15 protein-coding genes are annotated in these 18,724 nt (G+C 48.3%); 1 reads left to right on the top strand and 14 read right to left on the bottom strand.

Going from position 1 to position 18,724, the window contains the following annotated elements; all coding sequences use genetic code 11:
• Window positions 1-53: 53 nt before the first annotated feature.
• The 6 genes from rho to ACQCVE_RS05425 all read right to left on the bottom strand — a co-directional run bounded on the left by rho (window position 54) and on the right by ACQCVE_RS05425 (window position 6,368).
• A complete protein-coding gene (gene rho / locus ACQCVE_RS05450) occupies window positions 54-1,337 on the bottom strand; it encodes a transcription termination factor Rho (protein WP_426843106.1) in 1,284 nt (427 codons plus the stop codon).
• A 262-nt stretch (window positions 1,338-1,599) separates the two neighbouring features.
• Window positions 1,600-2,562, bottom strand: a complete 963-nt coding sequence (glpX, locus tag ACQCVE_RS05445; RefSeq protein ID WP_426843107.1) for a class II fructose-bisphosphatase — start codon at window positions 2,560-2,562, stop codon at window positions 1,600-1,602.
• Window positions 2,563-2,645: 83 nt separating this feature from the next.
• Complete coding sequence (locus ACQCVE_RS05440) at window positions 2,646-3,935, bottom strand: UDP-N-acetylglucosamine 1-carboxyvinyltransferase (RefSeq protein ID WP_426843108.1); 1,290 nt, start codon at window positions 3,933-3,935, stop codon at window positions 2,646-2,648.
• Window positions 3,936-4,199: 264 nt separating this feature from the next.
• Window positions 4,200-4,841, bottom strand: a complete 642-nt coding sequence (gene fsa / locus ACQCVE_RS05435) for a fructose-6-phosphate aldolase (protein ID WP_426843109.1) — start codon at window positions 4,839-4,841, stop codon at window positions 4,200-4,202.
• A 106-nt stretch (window positions 4,842-4,947) separates the two neighbouring features.
• Window positions 4,948-5,805, bottom strand: coding sequence for a class II fructose-bisphosphate aldolase (locus ACQCVE_RS05430; protein ID WP_426843110.1), 858 nt, complete (start codon window positions 5,803-5,805; stop codon window positions 4,948-4,950).
• Window positions 5,806-5,990: 185 nt separating this feature from the next.
• A complete protein-coding gene (locus ACQCVE_RS05425) occupies window positions 5,991-6,368 on the bottom strand; it encodes a response regulator (protein ID WP_426861976.1) in 378 nt (125 codons plus the stop codon).
• A gap of 163 nt (window positions 6,369-6,531) precedes the next feature.
• On the opposite strand from ACQCVE_RS05425, the gene ACQCVE_RS05420 reads away from it, so the two are divergent.
• A complete protein-coding gene (locus ACQCVE_RS05420; protein ID WP_426861974.1) occupies window positions 6,532-7,068 on the top strand; it encodes a DUF2529 domain-containing protein in 537 nt (178 codons plus the stop codon).
• A 463-nt stretch (window positions 7,069-7,531) separates the two neighbouring features.
• Here ACQCVE_RS05420 and ACQCVE_RS05415 read toward each other — a convergent pair whose 3' ends face one another.
• The 8 genes from ACQCVE_RS05415 to ACQCVE_RS05380 form a co-directional block, all read right to left on the bottom strand.
• Window positions 7,532-9,139, bottom strand: coding sequence for a CTP synthase (locus ACQCVE_RS05415; protein WP_426843113.1), 1,608 nt, complete (start codon window positions 9,137-9,139; stop codon window positions 7,532-7,534).
• 295 nt (window positions 9,140-9,434) lie between these two features.
• Window positions 9,435-9,974 carry a DNA-directed RNA polymerase subunit delta gene (gene rpoE, locus ACQCVE_RS05410; protein WP_426843114.1) on the bottom strand — a complete coding sequence of 180 codons (540 nt, stop codon included), beginning with the start codon at window positions 9,972-9,974 and terminating at the stop codon, window positions 9,435-9,437.
• A gap of 336 nt (window positions 9,975-10,310) precedes the next feature.
• Window positions 10,311-13,559 carry a fused isobutyryl-CoA mutase/GTPase IcmF gene (icmF, locus tag ACQCVE_RS05405; RefSeq protein ID WP_426862135.1) on the bottom strand — a complete coding sequence of 1,083 codons (3,249 nt, stop codon included), beginning with the start codon at window positions 13,557-13,559 and terminating at the stop codon, window positions 10,311-10,313.
• 50 nt (window positions 13,560-13,609) lie between these two features.
• Window positions 13,610-14,245, bottom strand: coding sequence for a TetR family transcriptional regulator (locus tag ACQCVE_RS05400; RefSeq protein ID WP_426861972.1), 636 nt, complete (start codon window positions 14,243-14,245; stop codon window positions 13,610-13,612).
• Between the two features lie 24 nt (window positions 14,246-14,269).
• Complete coding sequence (locus ACQCVE_RS05395; protein ID WP_426843117.1) at window positions 14,270-15,409, bottom strand: acyl-CoA dehydrogenase; 1,140 nt, start codon at window positions 15,407-15,409, stop codon at window positions 14,270-14,272.
• An 18-nt stretch (window positions 15,410-15,427) separates the two neighbouring features.
• Entirely contained in the window at window positions 15,428-16,564 is a 1,137-nt protein-coding gene (locus ACQCVE_RS05390) for an acyl-CoA dehydrogenase (RefSeq protein ID WP_426843118.1), read from the bottom strand.
• An 18-nt stretch (window positions 16,565-16,582) separates the two neighbouring features.
• The gene (locus ACQCVE_RS05385; protein ID WP_426843119.1) at window positions 16,583-17,434 is read right to left on the bottom strand and encodes a 3-hydroxybutyryl-CoA dehydrogenase; all 852 of its coding nucleotides are present in this window, start codon (window positions 17,432-17,434) and stop codon (window positions 16,583-16,585) included.
• Window positions 17,435-17,459: 25 nt separating this feature from the next.
• Window positions 17,460-18,638, bottom strand: a complete 1,179-nt coding sequence (locus tag ACQCVE_RS05380; RefSeq protein ID WP_426843120.1) for an acetyl-CoA C-acetyltransferase — start codon at window positions 18,636-18,638, stop codon at window positions 17,460-17,462.
• Window positions 18,639-18,724 lie beyond the last annotated feature (86 nt).

Here is an 18,724-nt window from a genome sequence, read left to right as displayed (position 1 = left end):
ATGATTGCAAGAAACAAAATTGGAATCATAAAGGAAATCCCTGCTGATTTTTTCTAAGACCTTCTTGAGCCTGCTGTGCCCGGCTTCATTTCTGCTGTCAGCATTTCAAAAAACTCTTCATTGCCTTTTGACTGCTTTAGTTTGCGAAGGAATTTTTCGACAAAATCCGGCGAGTCTGTCATTGACTTGCGGATCGCCCATAGTTTTTCGAGATGGTCCTTCTGAACAAGTAGCTCTTCTTTCCTTGTTCCGGAACGGCGGATATCAATCGCAGGGAAGATTCGCTTTTCCGCAAGGGAGCGGTCAAGGTGAAGCTCCATATTTCCTGTTCCTTTGAATTCCTCGTAAATGACATCATCCATGCGGGAGCCCGTATCGACCAGGGCAGTTGCAAGAATTGTTAAGCTTCCGCCCTCTTCAATGTTCCGTGCAGCCCCGAAGAAGCGTTTCGGACGATGGAATGCAGCCGGATCAATCCCTCCGGAAAGTGTACGTCCGCTTGGAGGGATGACAAGGTTATAAGCACGTGCCAGACGTGTAATGCTGTCCATCAGAATGATGACATCCTTTTTGTGCTCAACAAGCCTCATGGCACGGTCGAGGACGAGTTCCGCTACCTTGATGTGGTTTTCCGGAACCTCATCAAAGGTCGAGCTGACGACATCGCCTGCAACAGAACGTTCGATATCGGTTACTTCCTCTGGACGCTCATCAATAAGGAGAACAATCAGTTCTGCTTCCGGGTTATTCGTTGTAATGCTGTTGGCAATCTCTTTAAGGAGCATCGTTTTTCCTGCTTTCGGAGGGGCAACGATGAGACCGCGCTGGCCGAAGCCCACTGGTGCAATTAAGTCCATAATCCTTGTGGACAGCATGTGCGGCTCGGTCTCGAGAATGATCTGACGGTCAGGATACAGAGGGGTAAGTGCAGGGAAATGCACCCGTTCCTTCGCTGATTCCGGGTCGTCGCCATTTACGGCATCGACATGAAGAAGACCGTAATAGCGCTCGTTTTCCTTTGGAGGACGAACCTTGCCGGAAACTTTATCGCCATTTCTCAAATCAAAGCGTCTGATTTGGGAAGCGGAAATATAAATATCCTCTGAGCTTGGAGAATAGTTAATCGGTCTAAGGAAGCCAAAGCCCTCAGACTGAATGATTTCAAGAACGCCTTCCATGAATAGAAGGTCTTCTTGTTCTGCATCTGCTTTTAAAATCGCAAAGATGAGTTCTTTTTTTGTCAGCTTGCTGTAGTAAGAAATTTTGAAATGACGAGCATGCTCGTACAATTCTTTCAGCTTCATATTTTCTAATGAAGAGATGGAAACCTTACTCATGTAAACACCACACTTTTACCATATAAAATAGACATACCGGTTTCTTTCCGCCCTATATGTACGATGGACATTGAAAATTGGATTTCAGGATAGAGAAGGAAAAGAAGGAAAAGCTTTGAAGTAGTTGAAGCAGTGAAATTGTGATTGCAGCACTCTTTAGTTTTACCTTATTTCATCCGATTAATCAATACGTTTTCATAGACGTAAAACATTTGAAATAAAAGAGCGGCCGGAGCATGAGCTGCTCCGGCTGCTTTTGTTCTTACCTGATTACAAGATTTGGCTTCTTTTTCAGGCTGTGCTGACCGTCAACAAAACGGACTGTGCCTGATTTAGCCCTCATAACAACGGATTGAGTCGTTCCGCTTGCGGCTTTGAACTGAACGCCTTTCAGCAGTTCTCCGTCTGTTACGCCGGTCGCAGCAAAAATGGCGTCATCCCCTTTTACCAGGTCTTCCATTAAAAGGACTTTGCTTACATCAAGACCCATTTTCAGACAGCGGTTCAATTCCTGGTCATTTTGCGGAAGCAGCTTGCCCTGAATTTCTCCGCCCAGGCATTTTAGCGCTGCGGCTGCAAGCACTCCTTCAGGGGCTCCCCCGGAACCGAAAAGAATGTCTACACCTGTATGGTCAAAGGCTGTATTGATCGCACCCGCTACATCCCCGTCATTGATCAGCTTAATGCGGACGCCAGCCTCGCGCAGTTCATTGATGATGCCCTGATGGCGCTCACGGCTCAAAATCGTAGCTACAACGTCTTCAATCTCTTTGTTTTTTGCCTTCGCTACCGCGCGGAGGTTGTCGATGATCGGTGCATTGATATCAATGCATCCTACCGCGTCAGGCCCTACTGCAATCTTGTCCATATACATGTCCGGTGCATTGAGCATATTGCCGTGGTCCGCTACCGCGATTACAGCCAGAGCATTCCAGCCTCCCTGAGCGAGAATGTTCGTCCCTTCGAGCGGGTCAACCGCAACGTCTACTCTTGGACCGTACCCGTTTCCAAGCTTTTCGCCAATGTAAAGCATCGGGGCCTCATCCATTTCCCCTTCCCCGATGACAACCGTGCCTTTCATTGGAATTGTGTCAAAGACATCCCTCATGGCAGATGTGGCAGCATCGTCTGCCTCATCTTTTTTCCCGCGGCCCATCCAGCGGGCAGATGCTAGTGCTGCAGCTTCCGTTACGCGTACTAGTTCCATCGACAAACTTCTTTCCATCTTTGGTTCCTCCCCTTTGCTGTACCTTTACTATGTATGACCCGCTTTTCATAAAGAAAAGCGGGATAAACATTGAACCTCAATTATGAATTTTGAATTTGTTCGATTTCTTGGTCGGTTAATTTTTCCCGCCAGATAGACGCTCCCATATTTGTCAGCTTTTCTTCAAGCTGGCTGTAGCCCCGGTCTATATGCTCAAGACCTGTCACTTCCGTCACTCCGTCAGCCATGAGGCCTGCAGTTACAAGTGCAGCCCCTGCCCGAAGATCGCTTGCTTTCACCTTCGCACCCTGCAGCTGGCTTTTGCCGGCTACTATGGCCGAGCGGCCTTCCACTTTGATGGAGGCTCCCATGCGCCGGAGTTCATCAATGTGCTTAAAGCGGGCTGAGTAGATGGTATCAGTGACGACGCTTGTCCCATTCGCCTTCGTTAAAAACGAAGTGAACGGCTGCTGGAGGTCGGTCGGGAAGCCAGGGTAGACGAGTGTTTTTACGTCAACCGGCTTTAATTCCTTCTGTCCGCCGACTATCCAGATCTGATCATTGCTCGTTTCGATATGAACGCCTGTTTCCCTGAGTTTGGCAATGAGAGATTCCATATGAAGCGGAATCACATTATCCACAAGCATTTCCTTCCCGGCAGCCGCACCGATGATCATATACGTACCGGCTTCAATCCGGTCGGGAATAATCGTGTGGCGGCACCCATGGAGGTTTTCGACTCCGTCGATCCGGATGACATCTGTTCCTGCTCCTTTGATTCTGGCGCCCATACTGGTAAGCAGGGTGGCCACATCAACGATTTCAGGTTCTTTTGCCGCATTTTCAATAATGGTTCTTCCTTTAGCCAAAACAGCAGCTAGCATAATATTAATGGTCGCTCCTACACTGACTACATCTAAATAAATACGGGCTCCCCTCAGCTCTTCTGCACGCAGGTAAATCGCACCCTGCTCATTGGTCACCTGTGCGCCCAGAGCCTCAAATCCCTTTATGTGCTGGTCAATCGGACGCGGTCCAAGATGGCACCCTCCCGGAAGGCCGATGACCGCTTTTTTGAAGCGGCCAAGCATCGCTCCCATCAAGTAGTAGGAAGCTCTTAATTTTTTTACCTTCCCGTTCGGCAAAGGCATTGAAATCATATTTTCCGGCTGGACATGCATTTCACCGTTATGAAAATCGACTTTTCCTCCGACTTCCTCAAGCAAATCCTTTAAAATATGCACGTCTGATATATCGGGTAAACCTTCAATAATGACGGGTGATTCTGCAAGGATTGCAGCAGGAATCAGTGCCACAGCGCTGTTCTTCGCGCCGCTGATTGTAACAGATCCCTTTAGCAGATCGCCGCCTGCAATATTTAACTTTTCCATGGTGGTCTCCTTCCTCGGAAGCTGACATGTAACGCTGCTCTTTTCAACAAATTCTCCATAAAACCGACAGAACATACGCTGTATATGAAAATTAACATGCGTGATATTCGCAAGGCTGAAATAAGCCTGACTCCATTGTAAAATAAATCCCATTGAAGCTCAAATAGAGGGCAGCAAACACACAGCTTTTTCATTCTCCACAGACGCTTAAATGGCAAGCTGAAAGCTTGCCATTTATCTCTGTCTATTCACGTTCCTATTATTCTATGAACGGCTGTTCCAGTCAGCGAGGAATTTTTCAATTCCCTGATCTGTCAGCGGATGCTTAAACAGCTGATGGATGACCTTAAGCGGAAGCGTTGCAATGTGCGCCCCGTTCAAGGCTGCTTCTGTCACATGCATCGGGTGGCGGATGGAGGCGGCGATAATTTCTGCGTCCAATCCGTGAAGGTCAAAAATCTCAGAAATAGAGGCAATTAAATCCATGCCGTTCTGACCGATATCATCCAGTCTTCCAAGGAATGGTGAAACGTAAGTGGCTCCTGCACGGGCAGCGAGAAGCGCCTGGTTCGCGCTGAAAATAAGCGTTACATTTGTTTTAATGCCGAGCTCCGAAAACTCTTTGACCGCTTTTAAGCCATCCGTTGTCATCGGAACCTTTACCGTAATATTTGGAGCGATTTTAGCTAATTCTTTGCCTTCTTCAATCATTTCTTCGGCTTTTAAAGAAATGACTTCTGCACTTACCGACCCTTTAACTATGTCCGTAATTTCTCTTAGTCGATCATGAAAGGAGATATTCTCTTTGGCTACTAAACTCGGGTTTGTGGTGACGCCCGCAAGGATGCCCATGCTTTCGGCTTCTTTGATTTCTTCAAGGTTTGCTGTATCAATGAAAAATTTCATTTTTTCCCCGCTCCCTTATAAAAATCTGAAAACTGAATCTTGTTATCGCTTACTTTCATCACCTTTGAAAACCGTCTTGCATAAGACGGTTTTCAAATTGTGCGGATTAAGCTCTGTTGGAAGAACCGAATTCGCGCATTTTTCCTTGAACCGTTTCTTTAATCGCATCGCGTGCAGGTCCAAGATATTTACGTGGATCGTACTCTTCAGGCTTCGCAGCAAGAACTTCACGAACCGTTCTTGCAGATGAAATCTGGTTCTCTGTGTTTACGTTGATTTTTGCTGTTCCGTAAGAGATCGCTTTTTGGATATCGTGAGTCGGGATCCCTGTTCCGCCGTGAAGCACAAGTGGAACTCCGGTAGCTGCGCCGATTTCTTCCATCTCTTTGAAGCCGAGGTTAGGCTCGCCTTTGTAAGGGCCGTGAACGGAACCAAGAGCTGGAGCAAGCGTATCAATTCCAGTACGCTCAACAAGCTCCTGGCACTCTTTTGGATCAGCGTAGATTACGCCTTCAGCGATTACGTCATCTTCCTGTCCGCCAACTGTTCCAAGCTCAGCTTCTACCGATACGCCGTGGAAGTGGGCAAGCTCAACTACTTTTGAAGTTGTAGCGATGTTCTCTTCGAACGGGTGGTGGGAAGCATCGATCATAACAGATGTAAAACCTGCGTGGATTGCTTTTGCACAAGACTCAAAGCTTGAACCGTGATCAAGATGAATGGCAACCGGTACAGTTGTTTTGTATTCATCCATAAGTGCTTTTACAAGCGCAACAACGGTTTTGAAGCCGCCCATGTAGCGTGCCGCACCTTCAGATACACCTAGAATTACCGGTGATTTTTCTTCTTCTGCCGCTTGAAGAATCGCTTGAGTGAACTCAAGGTTATTCAAGTTAAATTGACCAACAGCGTAGCCTTCGCTTTTGGCTTTTTGAAGCATTTCTGTCATTGATACTAAAGGCATCTCGAATAGTCCTCCTTATATAGCCTGATTTTGCTAAACCCGAAAAGCTTATCAAATCCAGCTTGACCAGAAAAATTCCTGTATATGTAACTAAGAAATGGATGCATAGCTTTTCTCAAACAATAGCATACCAATAACAAGAAAAATCGGCAACTTTTCAATACAAGTCGAAAAATTCTAACAGTTTATCCGTTTGAGCGGATAGGAAGATGCTTTTTGACTGCGGCGCGGATCTCATCAATGTCGAATGATTTTGCAAAATGGGTAAGCGCCCCAAGGTCTTTCGCCTCCTGAATCATATCCAGTTCTCCATAGGCTGTCATGATGATCACCCGGATATTCGGTTCCACAAGCTTCATTCTTTTCAGGATTTCAATTCCATCCATTCCAGGAATTTTCATATCAAGCAAAACAAGGTCCGGAGGGGTTTGCTCCAGAATTTCAAGCGCTTGGAATCCGCTTGCCGCCTGGTACGTATCATAGCCTTCTTTTTGGAAGACTTCGTTTAAAAGAATCCGGATTCCGTACTGATCATCAACAATTAAAATTTTTTCTCCTGCCATTTCTGCACCTCTTCACGTTTTATCCTTTTAGACCTATGATACTAATTCTTTTTGGATGGTCAATTTCCTGCCTGATATTGGACAATGTTAAACTTTTTGTCTTTTGCCGGAGGATTCCGTATAATTCCTGTGGAAAGCAATCGGAACGTGAAGGAGTTTTTGCATGCTAAAAATATTTACTACCCAGCTTTCCGGTCAATTTCAGCGGATCCAAAGCCAGGAGGAATTTTCAATAGAAGATGGCGGAAGGCTTCTTGCACAGGGCTGTGCAGGAGACGGAACCATCTACATTCATGGCTTTGGCGAGCTTTCGGGAATTGTTGCGGAAGCGGTTGACAGCCTCGAGCCCTTCCCAAACGCAAAGCCTCTTTTTGAGGAAAAAGGCAGCATGGCATCTGTCCTGCCGGCTGACAGGGTGCTTATTTTTACCCGCTTCGCGTCAGATGAGGAGGCTGTGAAGCTAGCGGAGGCCCTTCAAAAGGATGGAATTCCTGTTGTGGCAGTATCTGCGGTTGACGGCGAAAACAAACTGGCTGCCGCTGCAGAGATCCATATTGATTCCAAGCTGAAAAAACCGATGATCCCTGCCGAAGACGGAAGCCGCTACGGTTTTCCTGCCATCATGACCGGACTTTATGTTTATTACGCTTTGCGGTTTACGGTGGAAGAAATACTGAGTGAATACAGGGAGGAAATCTAGGCAGCGGTACTCGCTGATGCTGATGCCGGGATGATAGAACGGTGCTGCTTGCTATGCGGGCAGATGCCTGGTGCCTCCGACCCTCGTAAAGATCAGGCAGCGGGGTCGGGGGCAGACACCTCTCCCCCTTACTCTCCCAGCGCTTTTGCGGGATAGGGGACGGAGCGAGACAAGTAGACATAATAAGGGACGGAGGCAGCCTCCGTCCCCTTTTTTCTGCCTGTTCAGGGACGGAGACGCGGCCTCGCAATCTCTTGTCATGCTTGGCTTCAATCAGAGTGGGGCCGGAGGTTTAGCGCTTTAGCAAAGCAGGGGACGGAGGCAAAGGCTGGTTGCCTATGCGCCGCCCTGTCCAGCGGGGCCAGCTGGTTTGACAGCAAAAGTTTGCACAGCAAAAAGTGCTCAGAGCATGGCTCTTGAGCACTTTTTGAGGCACCGCAGGGGATTGTCCCTGCCTGCCGTTTTACAATTTTTCGGATGCTTTTAATGAAGCCTGGATGAAGTCGCGGAAAAGCGGCTGCGGTCTGGTCGGCCTGGATGTAAATTCAGGGTGGAACTGAGACGCTACGAACCATGGGTGATCCTTGAGCTCGATAATTTCCACTAATCTTCCGTCAGGGCTCGTACCTGAGAAGATGAATCCGGATTCTTCCATCGCCTGACGGTATTCGTTGTTGAATTCATAACGGTGGCGGTGGCGCTCATACACTACTTCATCGGCATAAGCTTCCATCGCTTTTGATCCTTCGGTAAGTTTGCATGGATAGATTCCAAGACGGAGAGTTCCGCCAAGGTCTTCTACATCTTTTTGCTCAGGAAGCAAATCGATGACTGCATGCGGAGTCAATGGATCAATTTCTGCAGAGTGCGCTCCTTCAAGACCGAGTACATTTCTTGCATATTCAATGGAGGCTACTTGCATTCCCAAGCAGATTCCAAGGAACGGCACGCGGTTTTCACGGGCAAATTTCGTTGCGGCAATTTTGCCTTCGACACCACGGTCTCCGAATCCGCCCGGAACAAGAATTCCATCAGCATGAGCGAGTAGGCTGCTCACGTTCTCATCCGTTACTTCTTCTGCATTGATCCAATCAATGCTGATGTCTGCATCAAACGCATAGCCTGCATGGCGGAGTGCTTCCACTACAGAGATATACGCATCCTGAAGCTCTACATATTTCCCGACGAGCGCAATGCGGGTCGTTTTGGAAAGGTTCGTCACGCGGTGGACAAGCTCTTTCCATTCTTCCATATTTGGCTCAGGGCAATCAAGCTTCAGATGATCGCAAGTAATGGTGTCGAGTTTCTGGTCCTGAAGGGCGAGCGGAATGGAGTAAAGTGTATCTGCATCGCGGCACTCAATAACAGCTTTCGCATCGATATCGCAGAATAGGGCTATTTTATCCTTCATATCCTGAGAAATCGGCATTTCTGTCCGGGCTACAATGACATTCGGCTGGATTCCAAGGCTTCTAAGCTCTTTCACGCTATGCTGGGTAGGCTTTGTTTTCATTTCACCGGCAGCTTTAATGTAAGGCACAAGCGTACAGTGAATGTACATCACATTGTCGCGCCCGATATCGCTTTTGATCTGACGGATGGCTTCAAGGAAAGGCAGGGATTCAATATCTCCAACGGTTCCGCCGATTTCAGTAATCACGACATCCGCATTCGTTTCCTTGCCGGCACGGAACACTTTGTCTTTGATTTCGTTCGTAATATGGGGAATAACCTGAACGGTACCGCCAAGGTAGTCGCCGCGGCGTTCCTTTTTCAATACGGTTGAATATACTTTTCCTGTTGTCACGTTGCTGTATTTATTCAGGTTGATATCGATGAAACGCTCATAGTGTCCAAGGTCAAGATCCGTTTCAGCGCCGTCACCGGTCACGAATACTTCACCGTGCTGATACGGGCTCATCGTTCCCGGATCCACGTTAATATAAGGATCAAATTTTTGAATGGTTACATTCAATCCTCTGTTTTTAAGCAGGCGGCCCAGTGATGCCGCCGTGATGCCTTTGCCGAGCGATGAGACAACACCGCCGGTCACGAAAATGTACTTTGTCATTTGATGGTCTTCCCCCTCGCGAGATGCAATCTTTGTATAATTTGTGCTAAACTCAGCCAATTTAGTAAAACAGCAGAGCTTTTCTGCAGCACGGATTCAATGAAGCTTGTTTCTTTGCTTCCTTATGGCAGGAAGCTTTAAATATGGAAATATATGTGTATGCTTCCTGAAAAAATAAGAAAGCCCCCTTCCAATTGCTCAGAAGGGAGCTGATATTATTCATCATCATTCAAGCACTTTAAAAGAGCCCAAATAAAATATTACCTAGTTCAATGTCGAAAGTCAAGATGATTTGTTAATCCTTTTCTTCCTCATCTTCATCCAGGTCCTCTTCGTCCTCATCATCAAGATCTTCGTCCATCAATTCATCGAGATCCTCTTCATCCGCATCATCATCGGTATCATCGGTATCCGCTTCTTCTGCGTCATCTTCCACGTAATCGTCGAGATCGTCGAAATCAAGATCCTCTTCTTCTTCCTCTTCAAAATCATCCGCTTCGAAATCATCCACAACAGCTGCTGCTTTCTTTTTCTTTGTTTTCTTTGCTTTGGGCGCAACGGTCATTTCTTCCTCGAGCGTATCAACCGGGTACCAATTACGAAGACCCCAGCGGTTATCGCCAACTGCAATAAAACGGCCGTCAATATTCAAATCCGTATAGAATTGAGCAATTTTCTCCTCGACCTGCTCGTTTGTTAAACCAAGCATTTTTGTCAGTTCCTTCATCAATTCATGAAAATCAATGGGCTGTTTTTTTTCTGCCATTAACTCACGGGCAACTTCAATCAATGCCATTTCTTTTATTTCTTCTGCAGAGTATTGAGCTAAACTCAAAGTAAGGCACTCCCTTTCCTATTCGTACAAGCTTTATTTTAAGCGCTGACGGCGCAGACATGATCGTCCGGACCCTCCCGCCTTTATGTAAATCCGTTTTACACATAAAATCATATCTTTCATTATAAACAAATTCTAGCACTTTATGCTAGCGTATTCGTAAATTAAAGGTCTACTGAAGCTGCCTGTACGGAGCCGCATCCCTATGAAAATCAGAAGGCCGCCTGGAACTGTTGTTCAGCAAGAACTGAAACGAAGAAGTTTCCCGCGGATTTTGTTCCGGCTGACAGAGTCCTTAAAAAGCCAGGCAGCGATCCTGCACTGCCTGACTGATCCTTACATATTTCTCCGGTATTGCCCGCCTGCTTCATAGAGAGCAGAGGTAATCTGCCCAAGGCTTGCATATTGAACCGTGTTCATTAGTTCGCTGAAAAGGTTGCCGTTTGCTCTCGCTGTCTGCTGGAGTTTTTCAAGGGCTGCAGCCGCTTCCTTTTCATGCTTCTTTTGAAAGGCTTGAAGATTTCGAATCTGTGTTTCTTTTTCTTCTTTGGATGCACGGGCAATTTCCATGTTATCCAAATCTTCTTCGGAAGGCGGGTTTGGATTCAGGTATGTGTTGACTCCGATGATCGGCAGGTCGCCGTTGTGCTTTTTCATTTCATAGTGCATGGATTCATCCTGAATCTTGCCCCGCTGATACTGGGTTTCCATTGCACCGAGTACCCCTCCGCGTTCATTGATGCTGTCAAATTCATCTAAAACGGCCGCTTCAACCAGATCTGTCAGTTCCTCAATGATGAATGATCCCTGCAGCGGGTTTTCATTTTTCGTTAATCCATGCTCTTTTGTGATAATCATCTGAATGGCCATTGCCCTGCGCACCGATTCCTCGGTAGGTGTTGTAATCGCCTCGTCATAAGCATTCGTATGAAGCGAGTTGCAGTTATCATGGAGAGCCATCAGCGCCTGAAGCGTGGTCCGGATATCATTAAAATCAATTTCCTGCGCGTGCAGGGATCTTCCGGAGGTCTGAACATGGTATTTCAATTTTTGGCTTCGTTCATTGGCTCCGTATTTATCCCTCATGACGGTTGCCCAGATCCTTCTTGCCACACGTCCGATTACCGTGTATTCGGGATCAAGGCCGTTGCTGAAAAAGAAGGAAAGGTTTGGTGCGAAATCATCAATGTTCATACCTCTGCTCAAATAGTATTCTACGTAAGTGAAGCCGTTCGAAAGCGTGAATGCAAGCTGGGAGATCGGGTTGGCCCCAGCTTCCGCTATGTGGTAGCCGGAAATGGAAACGGAATAATAGTTTCTTACCCTCTGACTGATGAAATATTCCTGGATATCCCCCATCAGCTTTAATGCAAATTCAGTCGAGAAAATGCACGTGTTCTGCCCCTGATCTTCTTTTAAAATATCTGCCTGCACCGTACCTCGTACCGTTTGCAGCGTATAGGCTTTTGTTTCTTCTTTTTCTGCTTCGCTTAATTCGCGTCCGAGCTCCTCTTTCTTCCGGTCGAGCTGCTGCTGGATCGCGGTATTCATAAACATGGCGAGAATTATCGGCGCCGGACCATTGATCGTCATGGAAACAGACGTGGAAGGCGCACACAAATCAAAGCCGGCATACAGCTTTTTCATATCGTCAAGCGTGCATATGCTGACACCGCTTTCTCCGACTTTCCCATAAATATCAGGACGGTGGGCCGGGTCTTCTCCGTACAGGGTCACAGAGTCGAACGCCGTGCTGAGGCGCTTCGCAGAATCATCCTTTGACAGGTAGTGAAAGCGGCGGTTTGTGCGCTCCGGTGTTCCCTCCCCGGCAAACTGCCTTTTCGGGTCTTCCCCCTCACGCTTGAATGGAAATACTCCAGCCGTGTATGGGAAGGATCCAGGTACATTTTCCCTGTAGATCCAGCGCAAAATATCTCCGGCATCTTTAAACGACGGGAGGGAAATCTTCGGAATTGCCAACCCTGATAAAGAGACGGTTTTCAATTTTGTGATAAGCTCCCGGTCCCGGACCTTTGTGACAAACTGGTCGGCCTGGTATTTTTCCTTTAATGATTCCCAGCTTTCCAGATGATGTCTGGATTCCTTCGTCAGCTCCTCCAAGGCATGGTTTTTCAGCTCCTGCAATGTAGATGCGGCATCTGATTTGCTTTCAGGGAGAAGCTCAAGGACCCCGTCCAGCTGATAGATTTTTGTCGCGATTTTTGCTTGCTGCACGGCCTTTTTATGATAGCTTCGAACGGTCTCGCTGATTTCGCGAAGATAATAGCGCCTGTCACTTGGTATGATGACATTTTGCTTTTTAACGTCTGTTACCGTTTCAAGAGAAGAACTCCATTCTTTTCCTGTTTTTTCACGAATGGTTTGCAGGAGTGCCTGGAAGAGGGTATTTGTTCCGGGATCATTGAACTGGCTTGCAATTGTGCCGTAAACCGGCATTTCGTCGAGGTCCTGTTCGAAAAGGGTGCGGCTCCGCTGGTATTGCTTTTGAACCTGCCGCTTCGCATCCTCTGACCCTTTGCGCTCAAACTTATTGATGACAATGAGATCGGCATAATCGATCATATCGATTTTTTCCAGCTGGGTCGGAGCACCGAACTCACTCGTCATTACATATAAGGACAGGTCACAGATTTCGGTAATTCCTGCGTCCCCCTGGCCGATTCCGCTTGTTTCCACTACGACCAGGTCATAGCCCGCTGCCTTTACAACAGAAATCGCATCCTGAATGGCCAGTGAAAGCTCGGATTTTGACTGCCTCGTGGCAAGACTTCTCATATAAACTCTCGGATTAAAAATGGCATTCATGCGAATCCGGTCCCCGAGAAGGGCCCCGCCTGTTTTTTGCTTCGTAGGGTCAACAGAAAGAATGGCAATCTTCACTTCCGGAATTTCATTCATAAAACGGCGGATTAATTCATCCGTTAATGAGCTCTTTCCCGCTCCACCCGTTCCGGTGATCCCGATAACAGGCGCAGCGGATTCCGACCTATGCAATTCCTCGATCACCTGCTCCAGCGCAGCCGCTGCTTCATCCTTCTGTCCAGCCCTCGTCTCCGCAAGCGTAATCAGCTTTGCAACAGCCGTAACACTGCCTTGCTTCAGCTCATCAAGCTCCCCGGAAAGCTTTGAAAAGGTTGGAAAATCACATTCCTCGAGCATCTGATTGATCATGCCCTGCAGTCCGTTTTTCCGGCCATCCTCCGGTGAGAAAATCCTTGCAATGCCATATTCGTGCAATTCTTTTATTTCCCGAGGAATAATGACACCGCCTCCGCCTCCATAGATTCGGATGTTGGGGGCCCCTTTTTCCTTCAGCAAGTCGAGCATGTATTTAAAATATTCTACGTGTCCGCCCTGATAGGAAGAGATGGCAATACCCTGGGCGTCTTCCTGAATCGCGGCATTCACGACCTCTTCCACAGACCGGTTATGGCCGAGATGAATGACTTCGGCTCCGCTTCCCTGCAAAATTCTCCGCATAATGTTGATCGAGGCGTCATGGCCGTCAAATAAACTTGAAGCTGTTACAAAACGTACCGCATGCTTTGGCTTATAAATAGACATGTTCCGTTTTCCCCCTTGTTTCACCGCCCATCCCCCTGTGCGGCGATTGTCTATTCCGGCTGCTCATGAAGCCGGTTAATGCCGGTTAAAATGAGAGAGGTTTGTGAGGAAATGTATTCTTCAATGGTACAAAGCTTTTGAAGCGCCCATCTCCGGAATGCCCACATCTGCCCCTGAACGAAAATGTTATGGGCCAGCAGCTTTTTTTCGCTCTCACTCAGCTTAAAGGCGTCGTTTTTCATGCAGTTCTCTATCACATTCTCAAACATTCCGACCATTTCCACTTCCTTTTGGAGGACATAGGGCAGCGCATCCTTTGAGAGCGACTTTGCCTCCTGATACATCACCAGCACTTCATCCTGCATGTCATCGATGACCCGAAAATAGTTGGCGATCGCACTTTCAAGCCCTTCTATCGTTCCGTGCTTCGGATTAATGTCTTTTTCCAGCCTGCTTCTTACCTCGTCATAAATCGTGTCGCACACAAGGTAAAGGACATCCTCTTTCTGGCGGATGTATTCATAGAGCGTGCCGATGCTGAAGCCAGCCGCTTTTGCTATTTCACGGGTGGTCGTGCGGTGAAAGCCTTTTTGTTTAAAAAGACTCACCGCTCCTTTGATCATTTGATCCCGCCTTTTTTTTATCAGCCGCTCATCCTTTACGGAAGCCAGTACCTCTCTTCTCATACGATCGGCCCCTTTTTGCCCGCATTATTTTGTAAGCATTCTGGAGATAACCAGTCGCTGAATCTCCTGGGTTCCTTCATAGATCTGAGTGATTTTCGCATCGCGCATATAACGCTCCACCGGATAATCCTTCGTGTAGCCGTAGCCTCCGAACACTTGCACCGCTTCAGTCGTAACCCTCATTGCAGCGTCTCCGGCAAAAAGCTTAGACATCGCGGATTCTTTCCCGTATGGCAGCCCTTCCGATTCAAGCCATGCCGCCTGGTACGTTAACAGCCGGGCGGCTTCAACGCTCGTGCCCATATCGGCGAGCTTAAAGCCGATTCCCTGCTGGGCGGCAATCGGCTTCCCGAATTGCTGGCGCTCTTTCGCATAGGCTACTGATGCATCCAGCGCCCCCTGGGCTATTCCGACAGCCTGAGCAGCAATTCCGTTTCTTCCGCCATCCAGCGTCATCATGGCGATTTTAAAGCCCTCTCCTTCTTCTCCGAGCATGTTCTCTTTAGGAATGCGGCAATCCTCAAAGATGATTTCTGTTGTCGGCGAGGAACGGATGCCAAGTTTCTTTTCTTTTTTTCCGACAGAAAATCCCGGATAGCTGCTTTCTACGATAAAGGCTGTGGTGCCTTTATGCTTCCGGGTGGCATCGGTGACTGCGAAAACGATGTAAATATCAGCAATCCCGCCGTTTGTAATAAAGATTTTTGAGCCATTCAGGATATAATGATCTCCATCAAGCTTGGCATAGGTTTTCATTCCGCCGGCGTCAGACCCGGAACCCGGCTCGGTAAGTCCGTACGCTCCGATCTTTTCTCCCAGTGCCATTGGCTTTAAGTATTTCTGCTTCTGCTCTTCATTGCCGAATTTATAGACAGGCCATCCGGCTAGGGAGGTGTGGGCGGAAAGCGTAACCCCTGTTGATGCACATACACGGGACAGCTCTTCAACTGCAATTACGTAAGCAAGATAATCGCTTCCGATACCGCCGTATTCCTCCGGCCATGGAATTCCCGTCAAGCCAAGCCCGGCCATTTTATCAAAAAGCTCTCTGTCAAAACGTTCTTCTTCATCCCGTTCTGCTGCGGTCGGCTCCACTTCGTTTTTAGCGAAATCCCTGACCATTCTGCGGATCATCTCATGTTCTTCCGAAAGTTTAAATTGCATCTGTCCCATCCCCCGTTTTCAATTTGTCATATGTTTGGAAATAACCATCCGCTGAATCTCACTTGTTCCCTCATAAATTTCGCAAATCTTCGCATCCCGGAAATACCGCTCCACCGGATAATCCTTTGTATAGCCGTAGCCTCCGAATACCTGAATCGCTTCCGTGCTCACTTCCATTGCTGTTTTAGAGGCAAACAGCTTTGCCATGGAAGCTTCCTTTCCGCAGGAGATTCCATTTTGGCGCATCGATGCTGCCTGATAGATTAAGAGCTTTGATGCTTCCACATTTGTTGCCATATCGGCGAGTTTAAAGCCAATTCCCTGCTGGCGGGAGATCGGCTTTCCAAATTGATGGCGCAGGCCCGCATAGCTGACCGACTGTTCAAGAGCCGCTTCGGCAATTCCGAGCGATTGAGCGGCGATTCCAATCCGTCCGACATCAAGGTTTCCCATCGCGATTTTAAAGCCGTGCCCTTCCTCTCCAAGCAGATTTACGGCTGGAACGTGACAGTCTTCAAGTGTGATCTGGACGGTGCGCGACCCGTTCAGCCCCATTTTGTGCTCATCCTTGCCGATCACGAAGCCTTTCGTGTCCTTTTCAACGATAAATGCCGAAATGCCTTTGCTGCCTGCGGCCGGACTTGTCGTGGCGAAAACGATGTAAACATCCGCTTCTCCACCATTTGTAATAAACACCTTGGAGCCATTCAGCACGTAGTGATCTCCTTTGAGAACGGCCTTTGTCTTCAGGCTTGCCGCATCTGAACCTGCTCCCGGCTCGGTGAGGCAGAATGCCCCAAGATACTCTCCTGACGCAAGCTTCGGCACATAGTGATTTTTCTGTTGTTCGCTTCCGAAATAAAGAATCGGGTTCGTTCCGACTGATGTGTGGACGGATAAAATAACGCCGATGGTGGCGCTGACTTTTGACAGCTCATGAATGGCGATGATATAAGAGGTAAAATCCATTCCCGCTCCCCCGAACTCTTCAGGGATCGGGATGCCCATAAAACCGAGTCCGCCCATTTTTTTGAGAATCTCCCTTGGAAACTCCCCCTGCTCCATCCGTTCAACAAACGGCTCGATTTCCGTCCTGGCAAAGTCCTGAACCATTCTCCTCATCATGTATTGCTCTTCTGTAAATTGAAGATTCACCGTTCATCCCCCTTGTGCTTAGGCGTACTCGTAAAAGCCTCTGCCAGTTTTTTTGCCCAGCCATCCCGCTTTTACATATTTCCGCAGCAGCGGACACGGACGGTATTTGTCATCACCGAAGCCTTCATGCAGCGTTTCCATAATGTACAGGCATGTATCCAGTCCAATAAAATCAGCGAGTGTCAGCGGCCCCATCGGATGGTTCATCCCAAGCTTCATCACTTCATCAATCGCCTCAGGGCCGGCGACACCCTCATACAGGGTAAAGATCGCTTCATTGATCATCGGCATCAAAATCCGGTTTGAGACGAAGCCGGGGAAATCCTTTACTTCAACCGGCACCTTCTGGAGATTGCGGGTCATTTCCTCAACCGCTTCATATACCGCATCCTCTGTCGCCAGGCCGCGGATGATCTCGACGAGCTTCATGACGGGTACCGGGTTCATAAAGTGCATCCCGATCACTTTTCCCGGACGATTTGTCGCCGCTGCAATCTCCGTGATCGGCAGCGATGACGTATTGGTTGCTAAAATGGCTTGAGGTCCGGCATGTTTATCAAGCTGGGTGAAAATGGACTTTTTGATCTCCATATTTTCTACCGCTGCTTCAATGATCAGTTCTGCTTCTCCAGCCTTTTGGATCTCCAGTGAAGGCTCAATCCGTCCCATGACGTGTTCCTTTTCTGCAGGCGCCAGTCTTTCTTTGTCCACCTGCCGCTGCAGGTTTTTAGAAATTGAAGCAAGACCGCGTTCCAAAAACTCTTCTTTTACATCCTGCAATATGACGCGAAAGCCGGCCATTGCACAAACCTGGGCAATTCCTGAGCCCATTTGGCCTGCACCGATTACCATAATGGTTTGAATAGTCATGTCCCATCCCCCTGAACTTATTGTTTTACACTTCGATCATGATGGCATCGCCCTGGCCGCCGCCGCTGCAAATGGCGGCAATCCCAATCCCGCCGCCCCTTCTTTTCAGCTCATGGATGAGGGTAAGCAGAATGCGGGCTCCGCTGGCGCCGATTGGATGGCCCAACGCGACTGCTCCGCCGTTTACGTTTACTTTTTCCGGGTCAAGGCCTGCAAGCTGATTGCTTGCAAGTGCTACAGCTGCAAAGGCTTCATTGATTTCAAATAAATCTACGTCCGCTGGTGTCTTCCCTGTTTTCCTAAGCAATTCGCTGATGACGAGCCCCGGTGTTTTCGGAAAATCCTTCGCTTCCAGCGCTATCGCTGAGTGGGCAAGGATGGCTGCCAGCGGTGCTTTCCCTTCTTTTTCGGCCCGTTCCCCGCTCATCAGCACAAACGCCGCCGCCCCGTCGTTTACGCCAGGCGCATTGCCTGCCGTTATCGTTCCGGTCTGGCCAAAAACCGGTTTAAGGGCCGCAAGTCTTTCCAGGGATGTATCGGGCCTGGGTGCTTCATCTTTATCCACGATGACAGGATCTCCTTTGCGCTGCGGAACATGTACCGGCACGATTTCCTCACTGAAAACACCTTTATTGGCCGCTGCTGATGCACGCTGGTGACTCCGCAAAGCCCACTCATCCTGTGCTTCTCTCGTAATCTCCAAATCCAGGGCGGTTGAGTTTCCATAGGTGCCCATATGGACTCCTTCAAAGCTGCAGGTCAGTCCGTCATGAACCATCATATCCTTAACCGGAGAATCTCCCATGCGCACGCCCCATCTTGCTTTCGGCATGATATAAGGAGCATTGGACATGGACTCCATTCCGCCGGCAACAATGACGTCCTCATCCCCTGCCCGGATAATCTGATCGGCCAGCGTAACACTTCTCAAACCGGAGGCACATACTTTGTTGATGGTTTCGGTTTTTACCTCCCATGGAATACCGGCGTAACGGGCTGCCTGCCGCGATGGAATCTGTCCCTGTCCTCCCTGCAGAACATTCCCAAGGATCACCTCTCCGACCTCATCCGGCTTGACACCGCTTCGTTTCAGCGCTTCTTTGACGGCAATTCCACCGAGCTCTGATGCTGTTAATGCCTGCAATGCCCCTCCAAATTTACCAAAGGGAGTACGTGCGCCTCCGACAATGACCGTTTTTCCCATTTTGCATTCCTCCTCTATTTATAGTAAACGCTTTCAAAAAACCGACTGAACGCTCGCTCAGTTTCCCCAAAAAGGGAGAGGCAGCA

This window comes from Metabacillus sp. 113a (genome assembly GCF_050107635.1).
Classification (GTDB): Bacteria; Bacillota; Bacilli; order Bacillales; family Bacillaceae; genus Metabacillus_B.
The sequence above is the reverse complement of the archived record's forward strand: the minus strand, read 5'-3'. Positions and strand labels throughout refer to the sequence as shown.

Bases quoted from the DNA above. Each gene is read 5' to 3' on its own strand.
- rho (WP_426843106.1), bottom strand. From the start codon at position 1,337: ATGAGTAAGGTTTCCATCTCTTCATTAGAAAATATGAAGCTGAAAGAA.
- glpX (WP_426843107.1), bottom strand. From the start codon at position 2,562: ATGGAAAGAAGTTTGTCGATGGAACTAGTACGCGTAACGGAAGCTGCA.
- ACQCVE_RS05440 (WP_426843108.1), bottom strand. From the start codon at position 3,935: ATGGAAAAGTTAAATATTGCAGGCGGCGATCTGCTAAAGGGATCTGTT.
- fsa (WP_426843109.1), bottom strand. From the start codon at position 4,841: ATGAAATTTTTCATTGATACAGCAAACCTTGAAGAAATCAAAGAAGCC.
- ACQCVE_RS05430 (WP_426843110.1), bottom strand. From the start codon at position 5,805: ATGCCTTTAGTATCAATGACAGAAATGCTTCAAAAAGCCAAAAGCGAA.
- ACQCVE_RS05425 (WP_426861976.1), bottom strand. From the start codon at position 6,368: ATGGCAGGAGAAAAAATTTTAATTGTTGATGATCAGTACGGAATCCGG.
- ACQCVE_RS05420 (WP_426861974.1), top strand. From the start codon at position 6,532: ATGCTAAAAATATTTACTACCCAGCTTTCCGGTCAATTTCAGCGGATC.
- ACQCVE_RS05415 (WP_426843113.1), bottom strand. From the start codon at position 9,139: ATGACAAAGTACATTTTCGTGACCGGCGGTGTTGTCTCATCGCTCGGC.
- icmF (WP_426862135.1), bottom strand. From the start codon at position 13,559: ATGTCTATTTATAAGCCAAAGCATGCGGTACGTTTTGTAACAGCTTCA.
- ACQCVE_RS05400 (WP_426861972.1), bottom strand. From the start codon at position 14,245: ATGAGAAGAGAGGTACTGGCTTCCGTAAAGGATGAGCGGCTGATAAAA.
- ACQCVE_RS05395 (WP_426843117.1), bottom strand. From the start codon at position 15,409: ATGCAATTTAAACTTTCGGAAGAACATGAGATGATCCGCAGAATGGTC.
- ACQCVE_RS05385 (WP_426843119.1), bottom strand. From the start codon at position 17,434: ATGACTATTCAAACCATTATGGTAATCGGTGCAGGCCAAATGGGCTCA.
- ACQCVE_RS05380 (WP_426843120.1), bottom strand. From the start codon at position 18,638: ATGGGAAAAACGGTCATTGTCGGAGGCGCACGTACTCCCTTTGGTAAA.